Raw genomic sequence first — 25,804 nt, forward strand, 5'->3', positions numbered from 1 at the left:
GATGCTCATCCTGCTACCCCCGTCGGAGGGGAAGGCCGAGGCCGGCACCGGCCGCAGGCTGGACCTGTCCCGGCTGTCCCTGACCGAGCTGAACCCGGCCCGGGAGGCCGTGCTGGCCGCGCTCGTCGACCTGTGCGCCGGGCCGGACGAGACGGCGGCCCGGAACGCGCTGGGCCTGACCGAGGGACAGCGCGGCGAGCTGCGGCGCAACGCCCGGCTGCGGGAGGCGGCCACCGCACCGGCCGGACGGCTCTACACCGGGGTGCTCTACGAGGCGCTGGGCCTGGACACGCTGCCCCCGGACGCGCAGCGGGCGGCCCGCCGCCAGGTGCTGATCAGCTCCGGCCTGTGGGGCGCGGTACGCCTCGCCGACCGGATCCCGCCGTACCGCTGCCCGATCGGGGCGCGGCTGCCCGGGCCGGGGGCGCTGTCGGCTTACTGGCGGGTGGCGCTCGGCCCGGTGCTGGAGTCCGCCGCCGGGCGTGGCCCGGTGCTGGACCTGCGCTCCGGCGCGTACGCGGCCACCTGGACGCCGCGCGGCGCGCTCGCCGAACGCACGGTGACGGTGCGGGTGCTGCACGAACGCACCGTGGACGGCACGCCCACCCGGTCGGTGGTGAGCCACTTCAACAAGGCCACGAAGGGCCGGCTGGTGCGGGATCTGCTGCTCACCGGCGCCCGGCCGCGCACCGCCGACGCGCTGGTGGGCGCGTTGCGGGAGCTGAAGTACACGGTCGAGGAGGCGCCCCGGGCGGCCGGCCGGCCCCGGCAGGTCGACCTCGTGGTCACCGAACTCTGAGGCGCGGGCTTCCCGCAAATTTTGCTCAAGGCTCGGGCGCAGCGGTTCCCGGCCCGGCGCTCGGGGGCCACGGTAGAGGCACCCCGAATCTGACCGAGGAGCCGCGCCGATGCTCACCACGCTGCTCGACCGCCCGCGCACGTCGCCACCGCCGCTGGCGTGGCTGCCCCTGACCGACGCCTTCGAGATCGCCTGCATGATGCGCTGCACGCCGCCGCCGGCCGCCGGCGTACGCCGGCTCGACTCCGGACCGCACCGGGTGGGGATCGCCGAGTTCAACAGCGAGGACGCGGCACACCGGATGCGGCAGCTCCTGGGCCGCCTCGACGTGCCGGTGGAGCACGATCTGACCACCGGTGGCCTGCGCCGCCGCTACGAACTGCACCGGCTCTCGGTGCCGCAGGAGCACCGGGCGGCGTACGCGAATCTGCTGACCACGGGCTGGCGGCAGGGCCGCCGGGAGCTGCTCGGCGGGCCGTTCCCCGGCGCCTCGGCGGCGCGGCGACTGTGGCGGCCCCGGCTGGCCGCGGCGGCCTGGCGGGCGGCGCTGCTCGCCGGCGGCCGGCACGTACGCCGGCACTGCCTCGGCATCCGGCTCGCCGACCGCGACCTGGCGGCGGTGCTGGTACGCGGCGCCGCGCTGCTGGACGTGCCGGCGGCGCTGCGGCCCGGCTCGGGCTGCTTCCTCGTGGTGGTGGCGAACGGCGAGCACCGGAACCGGATCACGGAGAGCGCGGAGCTGGCCCCGGCGAGCTGACCGGTGCACGGGCGGCAGGGTGCCCGGTCCGGGCTTGCGCGGCGACGGGTGCACGGCGCAGAGTGCAGCCCGTGAGCCGACACTGGCCTGTGCGCGCCGCCGCCCCGCTCGTGCTGGTGCTCCTGCTCGTCACCGGGCCTGCCGGGTGCCGGGACGAGCCGTCCGAGCCGACCCGCATCCGGATCGCGACCGGCAGCCCCACCGCCGTCTACCACGCCTTCGGCAAGTCGCTCGCGGCGCTGCTCAACCGGGAGTTGCCCGGCGTGCGGGCCGAGGTGGTGGTCACCGCCGCCTCGGCGCAGAACGTCCGGCTGGTCGGCGCCGGGGAGGCGGAACTGGGCTTCACCCAGGCCGACGTGCTGCCGCCGCGCGAGCCCGCGCATCCGTCGGTGCTGGCGGTGGCCCGGGTCTACGACGACCTGCTGCACCTGGTCACCCGCGCCGGCGGGCCGATCCGCACGCTCGGCGACCTGCGCGGCCGGCGGGTGTCGGTGGGCGCCGACGGCTCCGGCACGGAGATCACCGCGACCCGCCTGCTGGCGGTGGCCCAGCTCGACGGCGACCGGATACGCCAGGAGCACCTGGGGCTGGACGACTCGGTGGCGGCCCTGCGGGAGGGACGGATCGACGCGTTCTTCTTCTCCGGCGGGCTACCCGTGCGCGGCGTCGCCGACCTGGCCCAGCGGACCTCGCTGCGGATCGTCGACCTGGGCGCCTGGACCGAGCCGCTGCGCCGGGCGTACGGGCAGGTCTACGTGACCCGGGACGTGCCGCGCTCGGTCTACCGGGCCGACCCGGTCAGCACCGTGGCGAACCCGAACTACCTGATCGTCCGCGCCGGCCTGCCCACCGCGCTGGTGCGGGAGGTGACCCGGCTGCTGATGGATCGCCGGCAGGAGCTGGCCGCCGCCCACCCGGCGGCGGGACGGATGAGCCCTCGGTCGGCCATCGTCACCACCCCGCTGCCGCTGCATCCGGGCGCGGCGCAGTGGTATCGCGACGCGAAGCCCTGACGCCGGGTCAGCGCCGGGCCGGCTCGACGGCCTCGTGCGGCGCGACGGCCCCGGGCAGGTCGACGACCGCGGGCGGGTCGTCGGCGGGCGCCGGGAACCACAGCTCGGCGACGAGGCCCCGGGGCTCGCCCTGACGCATGGTGAGCCGGCCGTCGGAGGCGTCCACGAGCACCGCCGCGATGGTCAGGCCGAGACCCACGCCGTCCACGTTCTGCGCGTCCGGCGCCCGCCAGAACCGCTCGGTGGCCTGGTCGAGCTGACTCGCCGTCATGCCCGGACCGGTGTCGCTGACCGTCAGCACCGTCCCGCCGCCGCCGCCGGCGCGTACGGTCACCGTCACCTCTCCCCCGGTGCCGCTGAACTTCACGGCGTTGTCGATCAGGGCGTCGAGCGCCTGGTCGATGGCGGTCGGCACGGTCCGGGCGTACACCGGCGCGTCTTCCACGTCGAGGCGGAGCGCGACCTCGCGGTGCCGGGCCAGCGGCAGCCAGGCCGCCACCCGGGAGGCGGCCGTGGCGGTGGCGTCCACAGTGACCCGCTGGTTCTCCTCCCGCTCGGCGCGGGCCAGGGTGAGCAGCGCGTCGAGCACAGTGGCGAGCCGGTCGGTCTCCTCCAGCGCCAGCCGGTGCTCGGCGCGTCCGTCCGGGTCGGTGAGGTTGGGACCCAGTTCCTCCACCCGCAGCCGTAGCGCGGTGAGCGGGTTGCGGAGCTGGTGGCTGGCGTGCGCGACGAAGGCGCGTTGCCGGTCCATCACGTCGGAGACCGCGTCGGCCATGTCGTTGAAGCTGGTCGCCAGCCGGCGCAGTTCGGGCGGGCCGAGCCGGGGGCGGACCCGCGCGGTGCGGCGGCCCTCGGCGATCTCGTGGGTCACCGCGTCCAGTTCGGTGACCGGGCGCAGCACCCAGCCAGCCAGCCCGAACGCGGTCGAGACGCAGGCCAGCACCGCCAGCAGGCCGATGCCGGCCAGCAGCAGCCACCACAGGGCGACGGAGCGGCGCACCCCGTCCGCCGGGCTGGTCGTGACCACGGCGCCGAGCACCTCGCCGCCGTCGTTGATCGGCACGGCCGTCACCACCGGCGCGCTGTCCCAGGGCCAGACCGACTCCGGGCCGCTGAACTGCTGTCCGGAGAGCGCGGTGTCGAGCGCCGGGCCGGCGCCCTCGTCCGGCTCCCAACCGGAGGAGGCGACCACGGTGCGCCGTTCCCGGTCGACCACCGCCGCGCCGATGCCGTACAGCGCCTCGTAGGCGGCCAGTTCCCCGTCCAGCGGGCCGGGACTGCCACCCCGCAACGCGGGCCCGGCCAGCGAGGCGAAGCGGGTGGCGTCCGCGAGGCGGTCGGCGCGTACCCGGTCGGTCTCCCGGGTCGCGAGGGTGGCCGCCAGCGGGGTCTCCAGGGCGAGCAGGACCAGCACCATCAACAGCAGGTAGCTGATCACCAGCCGGCGGCGCACGGGCCCCTCCTCACGCGTCGCGGAGCCGGTAGCCGACCCCGCGTACGGTCTCCACCAGCGTCGGGTCGCCGAGCTTGCCGCGCAACGACCCGACGTGCACCTCGACGGTGTGCCGGTCGGCCCAGGTGGTGCCCCACACGTCGAGCAGGATCCGCTCGCGCGGCACCGCCACCCCGGGCTGGCGGGCCAGGGACAGCAGGATGTCGAACTCCTTACGGGTGAGCGTGACGTCCCGGCCGGCCACGTTCACCGTCCGGCCGCCCACGTCGATGCGGACCGTGCCGGCCTCGATCAGGTTGCGTTGCGGCGCGGTGTGCGCGGCCCGGCGCAGCACCGCCTCGATCCGTGCCTGCAACTCCACCATGGAGAACGGCTTCACCACGTAGTCGTCCGCGCCCAGCCGCAGCCCCAGCACCCGGTCGCGTTCCTCGCCGCGCGCGGTGACCGCGATGATGCCGAGCCGGCTGCTGCGCCGACGCAGCTCACGGCACACCTCGGTGCCGTCGCCGTCGGGCAGCCCCAGGTCGAGCAGCACCAGGTCGCAGGGCGCGGCGGAGAGCGCGGCGGCGACAGTCGCGGCGTGTTCCACCTGGTAGCCGCGCCGGCTCAGCGCGGACGACAACGCCGCGGCGACCCGGCGGTCGTCCTCGACCAGGAGGATCCGCACCCGCGCCTCCCTCCGCTCGACGTGTTGCCCTGCGAATGGTGGCAGACGCGCCGCCGGGACGCGAGGCCGCTCTAGGCTGCTGCCGTGATCTACAAGATTCTCTCCGACGACGAGTGGGCGCAGGCGCGGGTGGACGGGCGGTTCGCCGGCACCGCGATGGACCGGCAGGACGGCTACGTGCACCTGTCCGCCGCCGACCAGGTGGTGGAGACCGCACGCCGGTTCTTCGCCGGGGTCACCGGTCTGACCCTCCTCGCGGTCGACGAGGCCCGGCTCGGCGACGCGCTGCGCTGGGAGGCTTCGCGCGGCGGCGCGCTGTTCCCGCACCTGTACGCGGCGCTGCCGGTGGACGCGGTGGCCGCCGCGCATCCGCTGCCGGCCGACCGGCCCGCCGCCGACGCGGTGGCCGAACTGCTCGGGTGAGCGCTCGTTATGCTGCGTCGAGCCCGCCCGACGGCGCGACGCGCCCTGCATGATGCGAGTTGAGATGACTGACAGCAACGACCGGTCCGCCTCCGTCTTCGTCCACCCGACGGCCGACGTGGAGTCCGGCGCCCAGGTCGGCGACGGCACCAAGGTCTGGCACCTGGCGCACATCCGGTCCAGCGCCCAGGTCGGTGCCGGCTGCGTGATCGGCCGCAACGTCTACGTCGACGCGGGCGTCACCGTCGGCGACCTGGTGAAGATCCAGAACAACGTCTCGGTCTACCAGGGCGTGACCATCGAGGACGAGGTGTTCGTCGGCCCGTGCGCGGTGTTCACGAACGACTTCCGCCCGCGCGCACAGAACCCGGACTGGACGATCACCCCGACGCTGGTCCGCCGGGGCGCCTCGATCGGCGCGAACGCCACGCTCGTCTGCGGCATCGAGGTCGGCGAGTACGCGATGATCGCCGCCGGCTCGGTGGTGACCCGCGACGTCAAGCCGTACCAGCTGGTGGCCGGCAACCCGGCCCGCCCGAAGGGCTGGGTCGACGCCAAGGGCGAGGTCGTCTCCCGCGACGTCGACAACCCGCCGCACCAGGGCTGAGCAGCGAACGGGGCGACGACCGCGCCAGTCGTCGCCCCGTTCCGTCGGTACGCGTCAGCCGCAGAGCCGGCCGATCTCGTCCCGGAACCGGTCCATCGGGTTCGACCCGGCCGGGCCGAGCAGGTACTCCTTCAGCTCCCGCCGCGCCCCGGTCATCGGGTCGTCCCCGGCCCGGGTCACGTCGAGGATCTTCGTCAGCTCGCCGCAGTCCGCCGCGAGCAGGTACGCCGCCCGCGCGGTCGGGAACTGCCGCCGGAACTCGTCCTCGGGCAAGCCGGCCGGGTTGGCCACCACGTACGGCCGCTCGCTCTGCACGAAGTCGGAGACCACGCTGGACACGTCGCTGACCAGCAGGTCGGTGACGTTGAAGCAGTCGAACAGCCCGGGCGTACGGCCGGTGACCACCAGGTGCGCGGCGCCGTCCAGTGACGACGGATCGGTCTCGCCGCCGGCGGCCTTGATCCGGGCCACGATCCGCTCGTGCACGGCCCGGGCCTTGGGCGAGCGCGTCCCGGTCAGCGGGTGCGGCTTGTAGATCACCCGCACGTCCCCGGCGGCCAGCAGGCCGGACACGATCCGCTCCCCCATCAGCACGAGCGACGTGTGGTACGGGTCGTCGTCGAGCCAGCCCTCCCAGGTCGGCGCGTACAGCACCGTGAAACGGTGGTCGGCGGCGCCGGAACCGAACGTGTGCACCCCGGCCAGCTGCGGGCGGCCGACCTCCACGATGTCGCGGTCCAGCACGCCGACGTCGGCCCGGGCGTACCGTTCCCGCCCGGCCGGCCCGGCCACCCAGACCTCGTCGTACACCTTGCTGTACGGGTTCACGCTCGCCTGCTTGTCGCTGTCGCCGTGGCCGACGAAGACGTGCTTCACGCCCGGCTCCCGCAGCAGGTGGATGTTGGCGCCGACGTTCGCGGCGTACAGCGCCACGCGCAGCGAGCCCAGGTCCAGGTTCATGAAGTCGACACCGGCCGGCACGCAGATCACCGGCAGCCGGGTGTCGGCGAGCTGCTCGAACGCGTCCGCGGCGCGCAGCAGCACGACCGCGCGACGGTCGGTCGCCTCCACCGGCGCGAGCCACATGTTGGCCTGGTAGACGTCCTTGGCCGGGCCGGCGAAGTAGAGCGCCACCTCGGGCCGTTCCCGGGCCATCCAGTCGTGCACGGCGGGCAGCACACCCGGGGCCTTGCCCCGGCCGCGCAGCGCGGTGAGCGCCAGCACCGCGGCGGTGACCAGGCCGGCGGCGAGCGTGGCCAGGCCGGTGACCACCACCGGGGCGACCCGGTCGAGCGCGGCGGCCACCACTGCGGCCGGCACCAGCAGCACGTTCAGCAGCGGCATGCGCAGCCCGGCCAGCTGCCGTGCCCAGGCCGGCGGCACCGGAACCCGCCGCAGCGCGCCGAGGTCGATGTTGCGGGTGTACGCCGGGGGGTCGACCCGGCCGTCGATCACCTTGGTCACCGCGTTGGTGGCGACGGCCACCGTCCACAGCGCGGCGGGCAGCAGCAGGACGGCGACGGTGCCGGCCACCCCGGGTCGCACCGTGGCGACCACGAGCAGGACGACCGACAGGTCCCGCACCAGCCGCCGGAAGATCTCGCCGAGACCGGCCTTGTCGAGCAGCGTGGCGGTCCCGGTGTGCCGCCCGGCCAGGGCCAGTTCACCGGCGACGGCGACCACCGCGGCCACCGCGTACGGGACCACCAGGCCGAGGACTCCGGCGAGGACCATGACCGCGTAGCCGAGGAGCGTCGCGCCGACCGCGGCGAGACCCTGCTGGCTGCGTACTCTGCTGAACAACGACACGCTCCCTGTCTGCCCGACCGATGTCGGTCCGAGTCGATTTCCGACGGCTGCGACCCTAAACGGGTCACATGACACAAGTATTGCCGGGGTGTCCGGCAGGTGAACTCCGCACGGCGTGATTCCGGCGGCGGCACGCGACGGGCCCCGGCCGTTCGAGACGGCCGGGGCCCGTGAAGTCGGTAGGGTCAGCCCCCGATGACCACCCGGCGCACGCCGGTCCAGCGCGCCGGGTCGGTGACGCGGCGGCCGTCGACGAGCACCGTCACGCCCGGCAGGTCGGCCGGGGCGAGAGTGCGGTACTCCGCGTGGTCGGCCTGGATCACCGCGGCGCCGACCGGCTCGCCGTCATAGCCGGGCAGGCCGTGCGCGACCAGCTCCTCGTTGGTGTACATCGGGTCCGAGACGTACGGCACCGCGCCCCGCCGGCGCAGCGCCTCCACGGTCGGGAAGACACCGGAGAACGCGGTCTCCTTGACGCCACCCCGGTAGGCGGCGCCCAGCACCAGCACGCCCACCCCGGTCAGGTCGCCGTACGCGGCGGCGAGGAGGTCGACCGCGTACTCCGGCATGGCCGCGTTCGCCTCGCGGGCCGAGCGGACCACCGTGGCGGCCGGGTCGTTCCACAGGTACATCCGCGGGTAGATCGGGATGCAGTGGCCGCCGACCGCGATGCCCGGCGAGTGGATGTGGCTGTACGGCTGGGTGTTGCACGCCTCGATGACCTTGGTGACGTCCACGCCGACGGTGTCGGCGAAGCGGGCGAACTGGTTCGCCAGGCCGATGTTCACGTCCCGGTAGGTCGTCTCGGCGAGCTTGGCCAGCTCGGACGCCTCAGTCGAGCCGAGGTCCCAGACGCCGTTGGGGCGGTCCAGGTCGGGCCGCTCGTCGAAGTCGAGCACCGCCTCGTAGAACCGCACGCCGTGCGCGGCCGACGCCTCGTCGATGCCGCCGACCAGCTTGGGGTAGCGGCGCAGGTCGGCGAAGACCCGGCCGGTGAGCACCCGCTCAGGGCTGAACACCAGGTGGAAGTCGGTGCCGGCGGTCAGGCCGGAGCCCTCGGCGAGCATCGACGCCCACCGGTTACGGGTGGTGCCGACCGGCAGCGTGGTCTCGTAGCTGACCAGCGTGCCCGGCTTCAGCCCACGGGCGATGGCCCGGGTGGCGTCGTCCATCCAGCCGAAGTCCGGCACGCCCTCGGCGTCCACGAACAGCGGCACGACCACGACGACCGCCTCCGACTCGGCGACCGCGGCGGCGGTGTCGGTGGTGGCCGACAGCAGGCCGGCGGCCACCGTCTCCTTGAGCTTGACGTCCAGGTCGGCCTCGCCCGGGAAGGGCACGGCACCGTCGTTGACCAGCTGGACGACCCGCTCGGAGACGTCGGCGCCGATCACCCGGTGCCCCTTCGACGCGAACTGCACGGCCAGGGGAAGACCGATCTTGCCGAGCGCGACGACGCAGATGTTCATGAACTACTTTCCTCCAGAGGGCCAGATTCGGCGCAGGCGGGCAAGGAACCGACCGGGGGTCACCGGCGTGATCGCGACGATCACCTGGCCCTTGTGGTTCGTGGTGGGCGTGACGAGGTGCCATCGGACTCCGCGCCGGGCCATCAGCCGGGGTGCGCCGACGGGGTGGTCGGCGCACAGCGGCGCCGCGCCCGTTCCGCCCAGGGCGGAGACCTCGGCGCGCACGATACGACGCTCGCCGGCCGCCGCGACGACCGCCAGCAACCGGTCCACCGCGAAATCCGTTCGTACGACGGTACCGGGCCCGGCGGACTCCACCGACGTGACACCCGTCAGATCGCCCACGCTGACGCGCAGCGCGTCCGCGCTCAGCTCGGTCAGCTCGGCCCGGCGGCTGCGCGCGGTGATCACCAGCGCCTGCGCCCCGGCGGCGTCGCGTCCCCAGGCCAGCCCGGTCGCGGTCAGCCTGGCCAGCAGCGCGGCGGCCCGGCCGGTCACGTCGTACCAGTCGTCCGGATAGCCGAACGCCGGGTCGCGGAAGCCGACGTGGTCGGCGTACCAGCTGTCACCCTCGACGACGACGTCGGGCAGGGACCGGTCCGACTGCTGCCCGATCAACGTGCGCAGCGCGTCGAGGTCGCCGTCGCGCGCCACCGCCACCCGCAGCCGCTCCTCCGGCGCCATCCGGGCGGTCACGCCGTCGGTCAGGTACGCCTCGGCGAGCTTGCGGATCCGGTCGTGGACGTGCCGCTGCACCTCCGGGTCGAGGGTGAGGAACTCCTCGCGCAGCAGCTTCGCCACCTCCCAGGTGAAGTGGCGGACCAGCACCGCGTCGCGTCGCGCGCCGGGCTCGATCAGGCCGGCGACGAAACCGACGAGCTCCTCGGCGCAGCGCAACCGCTCGGAGAACCGGCTGGCGTAGGTGATGTTCTGGGCGTTGTCCCGCTTGACCGCGTAGTAGTACTCGTAGTCGCCGAGAACCGACACCTTCTTCGCCCGGAAGCACGCCTCCAGCGTGAACGGCTGGTCGCTGCCCATCGGCATGTCCGTGCGGAACCGCAGGCCGTGCCGCTCGATCAGCTCCCGCCGGAACAGCTTGGTGTTCGACAACGACCAGGGCAGGTCGCTGTCGAACAGGTCGAGCCGCTCCCGGGTGGTGGCGTAGACGGCCTGGTGCACGTACCGCTTGTTGGTGCCGACCATCCGGCCCAGCACCACGTCGGAGTCCCACCGGTCGGCGGCGTCGACGAGGCGCTCCAGCGCCTCCGGGCCGAGGTGGTCGTCCGAGCCGATGAAGAAGACGTACCGGCCGCGGGCGTGGTCGAGCGCCAGGTTGCTCGGCGCCGCCGGGCCGCCGGAGTTGGCCTGGTGCAGCACCCGGACCGTGCCCGGGTAGCGCTGCGCGTAGCGGTCCAGTTCCGCGCCGCTGCCGTCCGTGGAGCCGTCGTCGACGGCGACGACCTCCAGCCGCTCCAGGCCGATGGTCTGCCCGACGAGCGAGTCGAGGCAGGCGGTCAGGTAGGGCATGGTGTTGTAGACCGCCACCACCACTGTCACGTCCGGCCCGTTCACGCCCCCACCTCCACCTGTGCCGGCTCCACCGGGGCGGGCGCCGGCGACGCCGGACGGGGCGGCGCGCCGGGCAGCAGCCGGGTGTAGACCTCGTCGAGCACCCGGGCCTGCGCCTCCCAGGTCCAGCCGGCCAGCAGGCCCGGCCGGTCGTACGCGGCGCGGTAGCGCTGCGGGTCGGCGAGCACCGCGGTGACCGCGCGGGCGAAGTCGGCCACGTCCTCGGCGCGGAACACCTCGCCCTGACCGGTCTCCCGGACAGTCTCGGCCATGGTGCGCACGTCGGAGACGACGAGCGGCAGGCGGGCGTGTGAATACTCGAAGAACTTGGTGATCAGCGCGATCTCGTGGTTCGGCCAGTGCTGGATCGGGATGACGCCGACCTGCGCGCCGCTGAGGTACCGGACCACCTGGTGGTGCGGCACGTACGGCAGCACGTGCAGCCGGTCCGCCGCGCCCAGCTCGCCGGCCCGGGTGACCAGGCCCCTGACGTACGCCGAGTCGGGCTTGTTGACCACGAACGCGACGTGCGCGCCGGGCAGCCGGGGCAGCGCCTCGACCATCACCCCGAGGCCGCGCTTGGCGGCGGCCACCCCGCTGTAGACCAGCAGCGGGGTGTCCGGGCCGAGCCCGCAGCGGGCGCGGATGTCCGGCGCCGGCTCGGCCGCGTCGGCGGGCAGCTCGTCGACCGCCGGGGCGTTGAGCACGACCGCCGGCCGTTCGACCAGCCCGTGCTCGGTGCGCAGCAGGTCGGCCAGGCCGCCGGAGACGGTCATGGTGGCGTCGGCGTACGGCACGTACTCCCGCTCGTGCGCCACGTTGCCGGGCAGCCAGCGGGCGTTGTCGCGCCACGGCTGCACGCCGGGCAGGTACTCGTGGGCGTCCCAGACCAGGGCGATCCGCCGGCCCTTCGCGGCTGCCCGGACCTTCGCGCGGGCGCCGACGCCGAGCATCCGGAAGTCGTTGGCGTGGATCAGGTCCGGCGCCAGCTCGTCGACCACCGGCCCGTAGGCCAGCTCGTAGTCCCACAGCCCCGGCTCCAGGCGCCGCCATGCGCCGTCGCCGCGCAGCTTCCGCCAGAACAGCGTGTACGCGCGGTCCCAGGGGCCGTCCAGCTTGCGGCCCTTGCGGGCCCGGGTGAGCTGACGGTTGCGGAACCCGACCCACTTGCGGGTCAGGCCGGACAGCTTCTCCTCGGCGCGCAGCGCGGCCCAGGGCAGCCCGCCGGGCCGGCCCGCGCCGGACTCGCGGGCCGCGACGGTGAGCGCCGCCCGGCGTACCGCCAGGTCCGCGCGCCAGGCCTTGACCGCCTGGGTACGGTGCGCCGCGATGCCGCTGGGCGGATAGGCGAGCGGGTGTCGCAGCCAGGCCCGGCGGAACTCGTGCCGGCGGCGGGCCAGCGGCTCGGGCATCGGCACGAGGCGCACCTCGGCGGCGCCGACCCGCCAGCTCTGCGGCTGACCGGCCGGCGCCCGGCCGAGCAGCACGACGTCCCAGCCGGCGTCGGCGGCGGAGCGAGCCGCCTTCTGCACCCGGGAGTCCCCCATGACCCCGTTGTCCACCAGCATCACGACCCGTCCCCGGGTGCCCGCCGCTGCGATCGTGCCGTCAGATCCCATTCCTGCCCGTTTCGTCATCGCCAGCACCGCGCCCGCGGACCCGAGCGAGTCTACGACAGCGGATCGCGCCCGAACGCCCGCCGCCGCCGGTGCCCCCCGACCTCGTGTGACTGTTGCTACCCTCCATCCTGTTCAACGACCGGCGCCCGCTCCGGGTCGTTCGCCGGGTCGCCGGCCGCGCCACGCGGGCCCTCGGACATCCCCAGCTCAGCGCGAACGGGACCGCACAATGGACGTGGTGACCACCGAGGAACCCAGCCGGCCCGCGCCAGCCCCGCACACCGGGCCGGCCACAGCCGAACCCGTCCGGCCGGGCCCCGTCCGGCGGCTGCGCGACGCCGCCCGGGACGCGGCCCCCGCGCTGGCGGTGTTCGCGGTGATCCGGCTGATCGGCGTGCTCGTCGTCTACCTGTGGGCCCGCAACCTGGGCGAGTCCCCGGTCGAGCGGCTCACCCGGGCCGACGGCAACTGGTACGCGGGGATCGTCCAGCACGGCTACGACGGCTACGAGAAGACGCAGAGCAACATGGCGTTCTTCCCGCTCTACCCGGGCCTGACCGCGGGCCTGGAGCGGATCTCCCCGTTCACCCCGCGCGAGTCGGCCCTGATCGTGGCGTGGCTGGCCGCGCTGGCCGCCGCCTGGGGCCTGTACGCGATCGGCGCGCACCTGCACGACCGGCGCACCGGCATCCTGCTCGCCGCGCTCTGGGGCGCCGTGCCGCACGCCGTCGTGGAGTCGATGGGCTACAGCGAGAGCCTGTTCACCGCCCTGGCCGCGTGGACGCTGTACGCGCTGCTGCGCCGCCACTGGGTCGCCGCCGGCGTGGTGTGCCTGTTCGCCGGCCTGACCCGGCCCACCGCCTCGTCGCTGATCCCGGTGGTGGGGCTGGCCGCGCTGCTGGCGATCGTCAAGCGGCGCGACGGCTGGCGGCCCTGGGCGGCGCTGCTGCTCGCCCCGGCCGGCTGGCTGGGCTACCTGGCCTGGGTGGGCGACCGGACCGGCCGGCTGGACGGCTGGTTCCACATCCAGTCCGCCGGGTGGGGCACCACGTTCGACTTCGGCGTCTACACGGTCGACCGCGGGCAGCGGGCGCTGGTCCAGTTGGCGGCGCTGCCGCTGCTGGTGGTCACCGTGGTGGCGCTGCTGTCGATCATGTTCTTCGTGCTGAGCGCGATCGACAGGCAGCCGTGGCAGCTGCTGCTCTACAGCGGCCTGATGCTCGTCACCACGCTCGGCGCGGCCGGCTACTACCACTCCAAGGCACGGTTCCTGCTGCCGGCGTTCCCGCTGCTGCTGCCCGCCGCCGTGGGCCTGGCCCGGGCCGGCTGGGCCCGGGCCGCCACGGTGCTGGCGACGCTCGTCGCGTTCTCCGCCTACTTCGGCGGCTACCTGCTGATGATCTGGACGAAGTCGCCGTGACCGGTCAGCGGGTGAACGGCCGGACGTCCCAGACCCAGACGTCCGCGACCCGCTCCCCCGGGCCGTAGAGCGCGTCCAGCACGGTCTTCAGGTCGTCGTGGCGGCGCGCGCCCCGGTCGGGCAGCACCACCGCGTCGGCCTTCCAGTGGCGGACGTCGGCGCGCGCCCGGTCGACGTCGGCCGGGCCGACGGTGGTGTCCCGCTCGCCGAGCGAGACGGCGGTGAGCAGCTTCGCCGTGGGCTGCGGGTCGACGCCCCAGCGGCCGGTGTTGTCGGTGGCGGACACCGGGGCGAGGAAGTAGCCCTCGGGGACGGCGAAGCCGGCCACCGCGGCGGAACTCCAGTACAGCGACGTCATGCCGTTCACCGGAACGGGCACCAGCGTGCGGCCCGGCGCCACGTGGTCACGCCAGGTGCCGGCGGTGACGAAGTCCGGCACCGGGGTGCGGCCCTTCGCGTCCAGCGGCATCGGCAGGATCGGCAGCAGCGCGGCGGCCACCGCGACGGCCCCGACGCGGGCGGCCAGCCGGCCGGCCGGTTCGCCCCGGCGGGCGGCGAGCCGGTCACCGGCGACCGCCAGCAGCACGCCGAGCGCCACCGTGGTGATCAGCGCGAACCGGGACACCACCACGGAGTCGAACACGGGCAGGTTCTGCACCAGGGCGAACGGCGCGGGGACGTCGGTGCGACGGGTGCCGACGGTCCAGGTGGTGCCGATGGAGAACAGCGCCGACACCACGGCGACGGCGCCGAGCACCCGGACGATGGTCTCCCGGCGCAGCCACCAGAGCACACCGGCCGCGAGCACCACCAGGGACCAGCCGTAGAAGCTGGCCTGCTCGGTGGTGTTCGGCGCCCAGCCGATCGCGCTGGTCGGGCCACCGGCGAGCGACTTGGTGGCGAATTGGACGAACGAGCCGAGCTTGAGGGCGTAGATGTCCGGGGTGCCGGGGTGGCCGACCCGGTGCTGCGGCCCGGCGAACTGCATCCACAGCGGGTACGCCGCCGCGGCCGACACCAGCACGCCGGTGATCGCCAGGCCGGACAGCAGCGGACGCAGCCGGCGCACCGCGTCGCGGGGCCGGAACGCGAGGTAGGCGAGGACCAGCATCAGGCAGCCGAGCGCGGTCAGGAAGAGGATCTCCAGGCTGATGAAGAACTGGGCCACCACCAGCCCGCCCAGGATCAGGCCGTCGCGGATCACCCGCTCGCCCCGGGAAAGCGCGACCACCCGCCAGACGATGAACGGCACCAGCCACTGCGCGGTGATGTGCGGGTGGCCGTTGCTGTGCGAGATCAGCGCGGGCGCGAAGGCGCAGAACAGTCCGCCGACGAACGCGGCCGGCCGGGAGCCGACCACGTGCCGGGACAACACGTGGTACCAGGCGTATCCGGTGCCGGCCAGGTTCAGCGTGATGAACAGCAGATAGGAGAAGGACGCGCCGAACAGCAGGGTGAACGGGGTGAGCACCAGACCGGGCAGTTGCATCCCGACGTTCGTCATCAGGTTCACGCCGGCCGGGGCGTTCTGCAGCGTGGTGAAGAACGGGTTCTCCAGGTTGGTGACCGCGTGCGCCGCGTACGCCAGCATCCACTCGTTGAAGCCCTGGTCGTTCGGGCGGCTGCCGAGCAGCCGGCCGTCGTAGTCGCGCCAGCCGCGGGCGGTGACCCAGAACGCCCCGGCGAGGTAGATCAGCGCCACGAGCGCGTCGGCCCGCCGCCACCGGCCGCCGCGCCGCTTCTCGGCCGCCGTGTCCGGCTCCGGCTGCTCCGGCCGATCCGGGGCCGTGGTCGTCGTCGGGCGCGGGGTGGACGGCCCCGGATCGGACGAGTCGTCGGCCACGGGCCCGTCGCCGCCGCTGCGGGCGGGCTCACGGTCGCGGGTGTCGGGCGCAGGCGCGGTCATGGCGTAGGAGTCTACGAAAGCGGAGGCCGCGGTCGAGGACCGGCCGAGACGGCGTGTCCGGCCGGCCGGGCCGGCGGCGGAGGTGCGGTGATCCGGGGCACGGCGCCCGGGGTGGCCGCCGAGCGGCGGCGGGCCCGGCGCACGCGACGGCGTTATTGTAGTGTCCGCACGCGCTCCGGCGGTCGTTACCGGGCCACCGGTACAGCAGGCGCCGCGTCCGGCCGAGCCGTCCAGGCCGCGACACGGCATCTCCCCAACCTCCCCAGGATCGGAATCGATGAACAACGGGCGAACTCTCTGGGACTCGTTGAAACTCCCCCGGCCGCGACGGTCCGGGTCCCGGCCGCACATGGTCTACCTCGCGATCGGCTTCCCACCGGCGGCCAAGAGCTGCGCCTACCGGATGCGGGAGACCGCCAACCAGTTCGCCGCCGCGGGCTGGGACGTGACCGCTGTCACCATCGCCGACGAAGCCTGGGAGCGGGAGTACGGACTCGACCACACCCTCTCCGAGGGCGTGGACCCCAACGTGCGCGTGGTGAAGCTGCCGCTGTTCCGCGACGACCTCGAAACCGACATCCGCACGTTCACCGAGCAGCGCGCCCTGGCGCACCTGGACTACCTGGCCGGCCTGCGCAAGCAGAACCTCAAGGTCTTCCCCGAGCCGGTGTTCGGCGGCTGGCGTCCGGCGCTGGAGAAGGCCCTGCTCCGCATCCACAAGGAGCGACACGTCGACCTGCTGGTGACCACCTGCGCGCCGTACGTGAACCTCTCCGCGACCTGGAAGCTGTGGGAGACGCACCAGGTGCCGTACGTGGTGGACTTCCGCGACGGCTGGTCGGTCGACGTGATCAACAACGGTGAGGCGTTCACCCGCGAGTCGGTCTCCGGGCAGTGGGAGATCAAGCTGCTCACCAACGCCGTCGCCATCTGGAACGTGAACGAGCCGATCTCCCGCTGGTACCGCGAGCGCTATCCGGAGCTGGCGCACAAGATGCGGGTCGTGCGCAACGGCTACGACGCGGCGAGCATCCCGGCCCAGGTCCGCCCCGCCCCGCCGGACCGGCCGCTGACCTTCGGTTACCTCGGCGCGCTGAACCTTCCCGTACCGCTGCTGAGCGCCGTGCTGGAGGGCTGGCGCACGGCGCGCGCGGAGGACCCGGCGCTGGCCGACGCCCGCTTCGAGGTGCGGGGCCACATCGGCGCCGCCTGGGCGCGCGGCGACAACGCGCACGCGGAGCTGCTCAGGGCCGCCGCCGTCGACGGCGTGCTGGTCGGCGGCTCGGTGCCCAAGGCCGAGGTGGTCGACCTCTACGCCCGGTGGGACGCGGTGGTGCTGATGGTGACCGGCGGCCGGTACATGACCTCCGGCAAGGTGTACGAGTACATGGCCACCGGCCTGCCGGTGGTCTCCGCCCACGAGGCCGACCACGACGCCTCCACGGTGCTGTCCACCTACCCGCTCTGGACCGGCGCGGTCGGGCTGGACCCGGCCGAGCTGGCCGGCGCCTTCCGCCGGGCCGCCGCGATGGCCCGTACCGCGGACGAGGCCGAACGGGAGAAGGCCCGCGCCGAGGCGCGGCAGTACGCCCGCGAGGAGCAGCTCATCCCCGCCGTCCGGGAGGTGACCGACCTGGTGCTGGGCGCCGGCGGCACGGCCGGCACCGCACAGCCCTCCCCCGCCGGCGCGCGCGTCCTGGCCCGAGAAGGTAGGTCATGATCGAGGTCCTGATGGTTATGGGCACCGTCCCCGGACGGGTGGCGGTCCTGACCGACGCGCTCCAGCAGTTCCGCGACAAGGGCGTCACCGTACGGGTGGCCACCACCTTCGACCCGGTGGAGAAGATCCCGGCGGCAACCGAGCTGGCCGAGGTGCACCTGCTGCCCACCGCCAAGGAGCTGGGCCCCCGGTTCGGCCGGATGGTCAAGCGGGCGGCCCCGGCCCGGCGCCCGTGGCTGCGCGCCCAGCGCGACCCGTGGGTGCGCCGGCACGCCAAGCGGGCCGACGTCCTGGTCGCGCTCGACGCGCAGGCACTGCACACCGTCTGGCAGCTCGCGCAGCGGTACCGGCGGGCCGACGCCGTCTACGGCATCGCCCCGGCGCTGCGCGCGGTGGAGAAGCGGTCCACCGACCCGGCGCGCTACCGCCGTCCGCGGCTGAACACCGTCGGTCCGGCCCCGAGCGTGCTGGCGAGCGCCACCCGCAGCCAGACCGTCGACCTGGCGAAGCGGGTGTTCGAGATCAGCACCGGCGGGCGGGCCATGAAGCTCGGCCCGGTGCGCTGGTTCTGGCAGGGCGCCGTCACCGCGCCCGGCCTGCCGGAACGGCACCGCGGCACGATCGCCCGGCGGGTCACCGGCACCATGCTCAAGACCGGGCACGACGCCAGCGCGAAGCGGTTGGCGCTGGCGGCGCAGGGCCGCCTCAAGAGCCCGGCGACGAAGGGCCAGCTCCTCGGCCCGATCGTGGACGCGGAACTGAGCCAGGGCAAGGTGCCCGAGCACCTGATGACAGTGGTGCGGGGTCAGCTCAAGCTCGCCGACGGCTTCCTCAAGAAGCGCAACCCGGGCAAGGCCGCGCCGCACGTGCTGCGGGCGTTCAACCTGATGTTCCACCGCATCGTGCAGTTCGACGGCACCACCTCGCCGCTGGCCGAGGACCCGGAGAAGTTCCTCGCGCCGCTGCACAACAGCGAGGCCGGGCAGGCGCTGGCGACGCCGCGCGGGCGGCAGAGCCCGGCGGCGTTCCCGCCGGCCGGCCGGCCGCACCGGATGCTCTTCTTCACCGGGCTGAACGACAACTTCCTCGGGCCGATCCTGGAGCGCTACGAGGCGATGCCGGGGGTGGAGGTCCGCCGGCTGAACCTGATGGAGGAGTCGATCCTCCCGGTGCTCAGCAACGGCCGCACCAACGTGACGCTCCACATGCTCGCCGGCGCCTCCAAGCGGGCCGGCGAGGTCCAGGAGGCGTGGGGCCCCCACCTGGAGTGGGCGGACACGGTCTTCGTGGACTGGTGCAACCTCGGCGCCGCCATGCTGACGATGATCGACCCGGGCACCACCCGGGTGATCGTCCGCCTGCACAGCTTCGAGGCGTTCAGCTGGTGGCCGCACCTGACCGACTGGTCTCGTGTGGACGACGTGGTGTTCGTCTCCGAGCACCTGCGTGACCTCGCGCTGGCCGCCGTGCCGCGGCTGCGCGCCCCGCAGGGGCCCCGGACCCACATGATCACCAACGCGATGGACCTGCACCGGTACGTGGCGCCGAAGGCCTCCGCGGACAGCCGGTTCACCCTCGGGCTGGTCGGGACGAGTTCGCTGGCGAAGGACCCCCGCTGGGCCCTGGCGGTGCTGCGCGAGCTGCGCCGCCACGACGAGCGGTACCGCCTCAAGCTCGTCGGCGACGACCTGAACCCGGAGCTCAGCCCGGCGATCGCCGCCTACGTCCGGGAACTCGACGCCGAGCTGGCCGAGCTGGAGCCGTCCGGCGCGGTGGTGCGGACCGGCCGCACCTCGGACGTGCCGGGCGCGCTCACCGACGTCGGGGTCATCCTCAGCACCTCGCTGCGGGAGAGCTTCCACTGTGCGCTCGTCGAGGGCGCGGCCAGCGGCGCGGTGCCCGTGGTGCGCGACTGGCCGTTCTTCGCCGGCCGTCCGCACAGCGCCCGCAGCCTGTTCCCCAGCGACTGGGTGGTGGGCACGCCGCAGGAGGCCGCCGAGCGGATCCTGGCCCTCACCGCCACCGAGGAGGTCTGGCGGGAGGCGGGCCGGGCCGCGGCGTCGCACGTGCTGAGCACCTGGGACTGGTCGGTGACGCAGAAGGACTTCGACCGGCTGCTGCTGGAACCGCCGGCCACCGCCGGCTGACCGACGTACGACGAGATCGGCCGGCTCCCCGTGGCGGGGAGCCGGCCGAACCGTTTCGTGCCGGGGATCAGCGCGCGGTGGCGGCGTACTCCCGCTCGTCCTCGGGACGCCGGGACGACGGGGGACACGCCCCGCCCTGGGACCCGCCCAGCAGCGAGGCGTACACCTCGTCGAGGATCCGGGCCTGCGCCTCCCACGTCCAGCCCTCCAGCAGGCCGGGCTTGTCGTAGGCCGCCCGGTAGCGCTCCGGGTCGTCGAGCACGGCCCGGACGGCCCGGACGTAGTCGGCCCGGTCCTCGGCGGTGAACACCTCACCCTGCCCGGTGGCCCGCGCGGTCTGCGCCATGGTCTTCACGTCGCTGACCACGATCGGCAGCCGGGCGTGCGAGTACTCCAGGAACTTGGTGATCAGCGCCAGCTCGTGGTTGGGCTTGTGGTGGATCGGGATGACCCCGGCGTCCGCGCCGGACAGGAACGGCACCACCTGCCAGTGCGCCACGTACGGCAGCAGGTGCACGCGGTCCGCGACGCCGAGTTCGGCGGCGCGCTCCCGTAGCGCCTCGGAGAACTGGTTGTCGCCGTTCGGGTTCATGGTCACGAACGCGACGTGCACACCGGGCAGCTCCGGCAGCGCCTCCACCATGATCTGGCAGCCCCGGCTCGGGTTCACCGCACCGGAGTAGACGAGCACCGGCGTACGGGCGTCCACGCCGCACAGGGCCCGCAGGTCCGGCACGTCGCCGTCGGCCTCGGCCGGCGGCGCCATCGGCGCGTTGAGCACCACGGCCGGCCGGTCGGACAGACCGTGGGTCTCCTGGAGCAGGTCGGCGAGCGTGTCGGAGACGGTCACCACCGCGTCCGGGTAGGCGGCGTACTCGGCCGTGTAGGCGATCTGGGCCGGCAGCCAGCGCGGGTTGTCGGCCCGGCCGGTGATGCCGCCGACGAACTCGTGGGCGTCCCACACCAGCTTGGTCCGCCGCCCGGCGGCCCGGGCCCGCAGCGTCGCGCGCGCGCCGATGCCGAGCATCCGGAAGTCGTTGGCGTGGATGATGTCCGGCTTGAGCTCGTCGAGCGTCTTGCGGAAGGCGATTTCGAAGTCCCACAGGCCCGGGTCCAGCCGGCGCCAGGCACGGTCGCCCATCAGCCCCTGCCAGAACCGCACGGGCAGGCGGCTGAACAGCGCCTCCGGGTCGGCCTGCGACGTGCGCAGCCGGCGGGTCTCCCGGCTGCGCAGCCGCACCCAGCGGGCGAGCGCCGTGGCGGCGGCGCGGGCCGGCAGCTGGGCCGCCCGGCCCACGGTGGCCGGCAGCCCGCCGCCCAGCGCCTGGGTCCGGACGCGGCGCTCGAACAGGTCGGCCTGCCAGGCCTTGATCTCCTGGACCCGGTAGGCGGCCTTGGTGGTGGACGCGTACGCCAGCGGCCGGCGCAGCGACCGGCTGTACTCGCGGGGCAGCCGGTGCAGCGGCTTGGGCACGCGCAGCAGTCGCACCTCGGCGTCGCCGATGCGCCAGGTGTCGACGTCGGAGTGGGCGTTACGGATGCCGAGGAGGAAGACCTCCCAGCCGGCGTCGGCGGCCGACCGCGCGGCCTTCTGCACCCGGGAGTCGCCGTGGACGCCGTTGTCGACCAGCATCACCACCCGGCCCCGGGTCGGTCGGGCATCGCTGTTAGCGCCAGCTTGCATCGGGTGTTTCTCCTCGTTGACGGGGCGGGCGTGGGTGGTGGGCGGACGGGTCACCGCAGGAACGCGTCGAAGACCTCGGCGGTGCGTCGCCCGTCGTGGTGGTCACGGACGTAACGTGCGCCCTCCGCGGCCAGGGCGACCGCGGCGGGCCTGTCGTCGAGCAACGACTCGATGGTCTTGACGAGCGTTCCGGGCGTGGCGTTGGCGATCGGCGGCGCGACTCCGGCGGCCCGGTGCGGGCCCTCGCTGACGTACGCCACCACCACCTTGCCGGCGGCCATCCCCTCGCAGGAGAAGGTGCCGTAGCTGCCCATCACCAGCTGGTCGACCACGATGTCGCACTCCTGCACCTGGCGGCGCATCTCGTGGTGCGGCAGCCCTTCCACCAGGCACAGTTCGATGATCCGTCGGTCGTGCAGCTCCTGCAACCGGGGCAGGAGCCGGTCGGTGCCCTTGGTCCACCGTTTCGACGGCGCGTGCAGCACCACCGGCCGGGCGCGTTCCAGCACCGGGCGGTCGCAGGCCCAGGCGTCCACGTCGACGATCAGCGGCGCCCAGGTGGCGAACGGCACGTCGTCCAGCAGGTCGGGGGTGGTCACGAAGAACGGCAGGCCGCTCTCCTCGGCGGTGCGCCGGTTCCGTTCGGTCACCGTGGTGAGCTGCCCGACCAGGTCCTCCGGGGCGTCCCGGAACGCGGACTCGGGATGCCGTTCCAGGTGCGCGCCGGGGTGGCGGATCTCACTGCCGTGCGCCAGCAGCGCGACCTTGAGCCGGGCCCGGCGCAGCGCGGGCAGGTCCGCGGAGATGTCGTCGCCGTTGGCCCGGCCGAGCACCGGGCGGAACGCGTCCACGATCAGGTGGGTGTACCAGCCGAGCACCCGCTCGGCCTGCGCGGCCTGCACGTCGAGCCGGTGTTCACCGGGGTAGTTCAGGTAGCGGTCGGCCGGGTAGCGGTAGGTGGCCGGCGGCTTGGCCATCACCAGTTCGACGCCGACGTCGGCGCGCGCGGTGGTGATCGCCACCGCCAGGGCGGAGAGCTGCCCGGCATGGTTCGCCGTGCCCAGCCCCAACCGGATCGGCCCGGCGCCGAGCGGACGCCAGGGGCCGGGAGTGCCGGCTTCGATCGGCGCGACCGGGGGCTCCGGCGGCTCCTCGCCGCGCTGCCGGGCCCGTTCCACCGCCTTGGTGAAGGACGGCAGCGAGCCGGGGGCGAAGAGATCACCCACGCCGTGCCGGGCCAGGTGCTCGCGGACCGCCCGGCTGTCGGCCGCGACCACCGGCAGTCCGGCGGTGCGGAAGGTGTCCAGCAGGTCGAGGCCGGCGTCCGGGTCGAACCCGAACACCCCCACGTCCGCGGAAGCGAGAAACGCAGCCGTCACCGGGCGCGGGCGCGGCACCACGTGGACCCGGCGCCGGGCCTTGCCGGCCCGGCGGATCAGGTCCTGGGCCGCCGCCCGCTCCGCCTCGTCACAGGCCAGCGCCAGGTGGACCTCGGGCAACCGGGCCAGGGCGCGCAGCACGCCGTCCAGCGCCCGGTCGCGTGTGATCCCGCCGGCGTGCACCAGCAGCGGCGTGCCGGCGGGAAGCTCACACAGTTCGCGTACCGAAGGGGTCTGCCAGGGCCGCGTGCCGGCGGCGGCCCGGCGGAGCGCGATGCGCACCCGCCGGGGGATCCGCCGCCGTACCGCCGAGACCGTCCGCCGCACCGGCGCCGGGCTCATCGCAGTGCCGGCTCCGCGTCGCTGCCGCTGGCCGCGACGGACACGACCTTGCCGTCGGCGGACGACTCCAGCAGGGCGGCGGCGACCCGCACGGTACGCAGGCCCTGCCGCAGCGTGACGATGTCGCTCTGCTTGCCCTCCACCGCGTCCCGGAAGCGCTCGTGCTCGACCAGCAGCGGCTCCCGCTTCGGGATGGCGAAGCGGACCATGTCGCCCTCGGCCACGCCGCGGAAGGCGCGCAGCGCCTCCCACTCGGTGTCGATGGCGGCGTTGGCGTAGAACGTCAGGTCGGCGGTGAGCGTGTCGGCCACGAAGCAGCCCTTGTCGCCGGTGACGACAGTGGACCGCTCCTTGAGCGGGCTGAGCCAGTTGACCAGGTGGTTGACCATCGTGCCGTCGGCGAGCTGGCCGACCACGGCGACCATGTCCTCGTGCAGCCTGCCGCTGCGCGAGACGGTGCGGGCGGCGACCGAGCTGTACTGCTGGCCGGTCACCCAGGCGGTCAGGTCGATGTCGTGGGTGGCCAGGTCCATCACCACGCCGACGTCGGCGATCCGGTGCGGGAACGGGCCCTGGCGCCGGGTCACGACCTGGAACACCTCGCCCAGCTCACCGGCCTCCAGGCGGGTGCGCAGGCTCTGCAGCGCCGGGTTGTAGCGCTCGATGTGCCCGACGCCCGCGACCAGGCCGGCGTTCTCGAACGCCTCGACCAGCCGGGTGGCGGCCTCGACGGACTGGGCCAGCGGCTTCTCGATCAGCGCGCAGACGCCGTTGGCGGCCAGCTCCATGCCGATCGGCTCGTGCAGCGCCGTCGGGCAGGCCACGACCGCGTAGTCGACGCCGAGGGCGAGCAGGTCGCTCAGCTCGGGTACGACGGGCGCGCGCAGCGTGCCGGTCACGTCGCCGGCCGGGTCGACCACGCCGACCAGCTCGACACCGTCCAGGTTGGACAGCACGCGGGCGTGGTTGCGGCCCATCGCGCCGAGGCCGATCAGACCGGCCCGCAGCTTCCGTCCACTCACTGCGCCCTCCTTCGTTCGCGACTGCGGGGCTCGCAAACCCGGCTCACTCCTCGCGCTCACCGGGCACCGCCGGCCAGGTTCGCGCCCTCGGCGATCCGCTCCAGGTCGGCCTGGCTCAGCGACGGGTGCACCGGCAGCGAGACCACCTCGGCGGCGGCCCGCTCGGTCTCCGGCAGGTCCCACGGGCCGGGCTTGCCGTCGGCGGTGAGGTACGGCTTGAGCCGGTGGATCGGGGTCGGGTAGTAGACCGCGTTGCCGATGCCCAGCTCGGTGAGGCGGGCCTGGGCGGCGTCGCGGTTGCCCCGCACCCGCACCGTGTACTGGTGGTAGACGTGCTTGGCGCCGTCGGCGACCGGCGGGGTGATCATGCCGGTGATCGCCGAGTCGAGGAACTTGGCGTTGGCGCGGCGCTGCTCGGTCCACTCGCCGAGCTGGGTGAGCTGCACCCGGCCGATGGCGGCGGCCACGTCCGTCATGCGCATGTTGGCGCCGACGATCTCGTTCGCGTACCGCTGCTCCATGCCCTGGTTGCGCAGCAACCGCAGGGTGCGGGCCAGCTCGGCGTCGGCGGTGCTGATCATGCCGCCCTCGAGGGAGTGCATGTTCTTCGTCGGGTAGAAGCTGAAGCAGCCGGCGGTGCCGAACGCGCCGACCGGGGTGCCGTTCAGCTCGGCGCCGTGCGCCTGGGCGGCGTCCTCGACCACGGCCAGGCCGTGCTGCTGCGCGATCGCCGTGATCCGGTCCATCGCGGCCGGGTGGCCGTAGAGGTGCACCGGCATGATCGCGACGGTCTTCGGCGTGATCGCGGCGGCGACTGCCTCCGGGTCCACACAGAAGCTGCCTGGCTCGATGTCCACGAAGACCGGCTCGGCGCCGACCAGCCGGACCGCGTTGCCGCTGGCGGCGAACGAGAACGAGGGGACGATGATCTCGTCGCCCGGACCGAAGCCGAGCGCCATCAGCGTCAGCTGGAGCGCGGAGGTGCCGGAGTTGACGGCGATGCAGTGCCGGCCGCCGACCAGGTCGCCGAACTCCTCCTCGAACGCCGCGACCTCGGGGCCCTGCACGACCCGGCCGCTCCGCAGCACCCGGACGGCCGCCTCGATCTCGGCTTCGCCGATGATCGGCCGTGCGGGGGGAATGAACTCTGGATGCGGCCCGGCCATGGGGCTTCCTCCTGTCGAAGCGTGGTTCATGGGAGACATTTCGGGGGATGGTACTGCCCTGTCGGGGAAACCAGCCGTTCGCACTGATTGTCCGACTGGTTGTGACCTTCTGTTCATGATCGGCGACGGACCTCCGGGGGCGGCCCGGGGCTCACACTTCCACCTCGTCGCGCGCAGGCTCCACGCATGCTACCCGCAGGGCGGCGACGATCGCGGCCGCCATCCGGGGCACCTCGGCCGGCTCCAGCGGGGCCCGGGAGATCGCCATCCGCCAGTAGACCGGACCGACGATCAGATCGACCGCGGCACGCCGGTCGGTGGCCGGGGACAGCTCGCCGCGCTCGACCGCCCGGCCGATCAGGATCCGGCCCACCGCCTGCTGGTAGTCGTCCAGGGCGGCCTGCAACTTCTCCGCGATCTGCGGGTTGCGGGCGGCCTCGGCCAGCAGGTCCGGGATGATCTGCGCGGCCAGCCGGTGGCGCAACGCGCGCGCCAGCACGTGCAACAGGATCTCCAGGTCACCGCGGAGGCTGCCGGTGTCCAGCAGCGGGATGTTCCGGCCGGCCACCGCCGAGACCATGTCCAGCACCAGATCGAGCTTGGAACGCCAGCGGCGGTAGATGGCGGTCTTGCTCACACCGGCGCGGCGGGCCACCGCCTCGATGGAGAGGCGACCGTAGCCGACCTCGGCCAACTCCTGCATCACCGCGGCGCGGATGGCGCTGGTGATCTCGCCGCGCAGCACCGCCGCGCCGGCCGGGGCACGCCTCTTCTCGGTCGTCACGTGGAACAATGTAGCGCAACGACGGTACGGTTGCGTCCCGACGTTCGGT

Annotated in this window: 20 protein-coding genes; 8 read left to right on the forward strand and 12 right to left on the reverse strand. The window is 73.9% G+C overall.

The annotated features are described in order from the left end of the window. Position 1: 1 nt before the first annotated feature. The 3 genes from yaaA (at position 2) to ACFYO8_RS08285 (ending at position 2,569) form a co-directional block, all read left to right on the forward strand. Positions 2 to 799 carry a peroxide stress protein YaaA gene (gene yaaA, locus ACFYO8_RS08275; RefSeq protein ID WP_354867332.1) on the forward strand — a complete coding sequence of 266 codons (798 nt, stop codon included), beginning with the start codon at positions 2 to 4 and terminating at the stop codon, positions 797 to 799. A 109-nt stretch (positions 800 to 908) separates the two neighbouring features. Next, complete coding sequence (locus ACFYO8_RS08280; protein ID WP_355097117.1) at positions 909 to 1,556, forward strand: hypothetical protein; 648 nt, start codon at positions 909 to 911, stop codon at positions 1,554 to 1,556. An 89-nt stretch (positions 1,557 to 1,645) separates the two neighbouring features. Beyond that, positions 1,646 to 2,569, forward strand: a complete 924-nt coding sequence (locus tag ACFYO8_RS08285) for a TAXI family TRAP transporter solute-binding subunit (RefSeq protein ID WP_387187912.1) — start codon at positions 1,646 to 1,648, stop codon at positions 2,567 to 2,569. Between the two features lie 7 nt (positions 2,570 to 2,576). On the opposite strand, the gene ACFYO8_RS08290 is transcribed toward ACFYO8_RS08285, so the two are convergent. Beyond that, positions 2,577 to 4,022: a sensor histidine kinase gene (locus tag ACFYO8_RS08290; protein ID WP_387189127.1), complete on the reverse strand. Its 1,446-nt coding sequence runs from the start codon at positions 4,020 to 4,022 to the stop codon at positions 2,577 to 2,579. A 10-nt stretch (positions 4,023 to 4,032) separates the two neighbouring features. Then, on the reverse strand, positions 4,033 to 4,689 hold the full coding sequence (locus tag ACFYO8_RS08295; protein ID WP_354867341.1) for a response regulator transcription factor: 657 nt from the start codon (positions 4,687 to 4,689) through the stop codon (positions 4,033 to 4,035). An 84-nt stretch (positions 4,690 to 4,773) separates the two neighbouring features. Between ACFYO8_RS08295 and ACFYO8_RS08300 the strand changes: the two genes are divergently transcribed. Together ACFYO8_RS08300 and ACFYO8_RS08305 are read left to right on the forward strand one after the other, a co-directional pair. Further along, positions 4,774 to 5,112, forward strand: coding sequence for a DUF952 domain-containing protein (locus ACFYO8_RS08300; RefSeq protein WP_355096920.1), 339 nt, complete (start codon positions 4,774 to 4,776; stop codon positions 5,110 to 5,112). Positions 5,113 to 5,176: 64 nt separating this feature from the next. After that, positions 5,177 to 5,719 carry an acyltransferase gene (locus tag ACFYO8_RS08305; RefSeq protein ID WP_120570706.1) on the forward strand — a complete coding sequence of 181 codons (543 nt, stop codon included), beginning with the start codon at positions 5,177 to 5,179 and terminating at the stop codon, positions 5,717 to 5,719. Between the two features lie 54 nt (positions 5,720 to 5,773). Here ACFYO8_RS08305 and ACFYO8_RS08310 read toward each other — a convergent pair whose 3' ends face one another. From ACFYO8_RS08310 to ACFYO8_RS08325, 4 genes are all read right to left on the reverse strand, one after another. Next, the gene (locus ACFYO8_RS08310) at positions 5,774 to 7,522 is read right to left on the reverse strand and encodes a CDP-glycerol glycerophosphotransferase family protein (protein WP_387256874.1); all 1,749 of its coding nucleotides are present in this window, start codon (positions 7,520 to 7,522) and stop codon (positions 5,774 to 5,776) included. Between the two features lie 191 nt (positions 7,523 to 7,713). Beyond that, the gene (locus ACFYO8_RS08315; protein WP_355095831.1) at positions 7,714 to 8,997 is read right to left on the reverse strand and encodes a nucleotide sugar dehydrogenase; all 1,284 of its coding nucleotides are present in this window, start codon (positions 8,995 to 8,997) and stop codon (positions 7,714 to 7,716) included. A 3-nt stretch (positions 8,998 to 9,000) separates the two neighbouring features. Beyond that, positions 9,001 to 10,569, reverse strand: a complete 1,569-nt coding sequence (locus ACFYO8_RS08320) for a glycosyltransferase (RefSeq protein WP_355095833.1) — start codon at positions 10,567 to 10,569, stop codon at positions 9,001 to 9,003. Further along, positions 10,566 to 12,185, reverse strand: a complete 1,620-nt coding sequence (locus ACFYO8_RS08325; RefSeq protein ID WP_355095835.1) for a glycosyltransferase family 4 protein — start codon at positions 12,183 to 12,185, stop codon at positions 10,566 to 10,568. Before ACFYO8_RS08325 ends, ACFYO8_RS08320 begins: the two co-directional genes overlap by 4 nt. 229 nt (positions 12,186 to 12,414) lie before the next feature. On the opposite strand from ACFYO8_RS08325, the gene ACFYO8_RS08330 reads away from it, so the two are divergent. Continuing rightward, a complete protein-coding gene (locus tag ACFYO8_RS08330; protein WP_387189125.1) occupies positions 12,415 to 13,605 on the forward strand; it encodes a hypothetical protein in 1,191 nt (396 codons plus the stop codon). A gap of 4 nt (positions 13,606 to 13,609) precedes the next feature. Here ACFYO8_RS08330 and ACFYO8_RS08335 read toward each other — a convergent pair whose 3' ends face one another. Next, the gene (locus tag ACFYO8_RS08335) at positions 13,610 to 15,511 is read right to left on the reverse strand and encodes a hypothetical protein (RefSeq protein ID WP_354867361.1); all 1,902 of its coding nucleotides are present in this window, start codon (positions 15,509 to 15,511) and stop codon (positions 13,610 to 13,612) included. Between the two features lie 349 nt (positions 15,512 to 15,860). Between ACFYO8_RS08335 and ACFYO8_RS08340 the strand changes: the two genes are divergently transcribed. Both ACFYO8_RS08340 and ACFYO8_RS08345 read left to right on the forward strand, forming a co-directional pair. Beyond that, the gene (locus ACFYO8_RS08340; protein WP_387256876.1) at positions 15,861 to 17,231 is read left to right on the forward strand and encodes a glycosyl transferase; all 1,371 of its coding nucleotides are present in this window, start codon (positions 15,861 to 15,863) and stop codon (positions 17,229 to 17,231) included. After that, the gene (locus ACFYO8_RS08345; RefSeq protein WP_355096546.1) at positions 17,228 to 19,378 is read left to right on the forward strand and encodes a glycosyltransferase family 1 protein; all 2,151 of its coding nucleotides are present in this window, start codon (positions 17,228 to 17,230) and stop codon (positions 19,376 to 19,378) included. The genes ACFYO8_RS08340 and ACFYO8_RS08345 overlap by 4 nt, the downstream gene beginning before the upstream one ends. Positions 19,379 to 19,445: 67 nt before the next feature. On the opposite strand, the gene ACFYO8_RS08350 is transcribed toward ACFYO8_RS08345, so the two are convergent. The 5 genes from ACFYO8_RS08350 to ACFYO8_RS08370 form a co-directional block, all read right to left on the reverse strand. Further along, entirely contained in the window at positions 19,446 to 21,062 is a 1,617-nt protein-coding gene (locus ACFYO8_RS08350; protein WP_387189124.1) for a glycosyltransferase family 4 protein, read from the reverse strand. 50 nt (positions 21,063 to 21,112) lie between these two features. After that, positions 21,113 to 22,783, reverse strand: a complete 1,671-nt coding sequence (locus ACFYO8_RS08355; protein ID WP_355095663.1) for a glycosyl transferase family 1 — start codon at positions 22,781 to 22,783, stop codon at positions 21,113 to 21,115. Next, a complete protein-coding gene (locus tag ACFYO8_RS08360) occupies positions 22,780 to 23,805 on the reverse strand; it encodes a Gfo/Idh/MocA family oxidoreductase (RefSeq protein ID WP_354867371.1) in 1,026 nt (341 codons plus the stop codon). The genes ACFYO8_RS08355 and ACFYO8_RS08360 overlap by 4 nt, the downstream gene beginning before the upstream one ends. 56 nt (positions 23,806 to 23,861) lie before the next feature. Continuing rightward, on the reverse strand, positions 23,862 to 24,971 hold the full coding sequence (locus ACFYO8_RS08365) for a DegT/DnrJ/EryC1/StrS family aminotransferase (protein ID WP_354867373.1): 1,110 nt from the start codon (positions 24,969 to 24,971) through the stop codon (positions 23,862 to 23,864). Positions 24,972 to 25,122: 151 nt separating this feature from the next. Continuing rightward, positions 25,123 to 25,755, reverse strand: a complete 633-nt coding sequence (locus tag ACFYO8_RS08370) for a TetR/AcrR family transcriptional regulator (protein WP_354867375.1) — start codon at positions 25,753 to 25,755, stop codon at positions 25,123 to 25,125. Positions 25,756 to 25,804 lie beyond the last annotated feature (49 nt).

Origin of the sequence: Micromonospora sp. NPDC005257, from assembly GCF_042872445.1 — a bacterium.
Taxonomy (GTDB): domain Bacteria; phylum Actinomycetota; class Actinomycetes; order Mycobacteriales; family Micromonosporaceae; genus Micromonospora.